1 protein-coding gene is annotated in these 271 nt (G+C 62.4%); it reads right to left on the reverse strand.

All coding sequences use genetic code 11. From position 1 onward, the window contains the following. Positions 1-217, reverse strand: a 217-nt coding sequence (locus ACYQ1H_RS15660) for a transposase (protein WP_460028964.1), incomplete at its 3' end; no start/stop codon positions are given. Positions 218-271 lie beyond the last annotated feature (54 nt).

The following is a 271-nucleotide window of genomic DNA, read 5'->3' on the forward strand; positions in this document are numbered from 1 at the left end:
GCAGCCGCACCAGTTCTTCCCGCTCGGCGGTGGTCAGGCCTTCCTTGCCTGGTAAAGGCTTGCCGTCGTCGATGGCGGCCTGGCCGACCCAGTTGGTGATGGACTGGGCCGTGACACCGAACTCACGAGAGAGCTGCGCGGGTGAGCGGCCTGCTCGAACCAGCTCGACCATCTGCTGTCGGAATTCCGCCGGGTACGGCGGTCGTACTTTGGACATTTGCGACTCCTTGAACACAAAGAATGATGTGTCCACGGAACCGGGGCAACTCCA

It is taken from the genome of Methyloparacoccus murrellii (assembly GCF_054657115.1).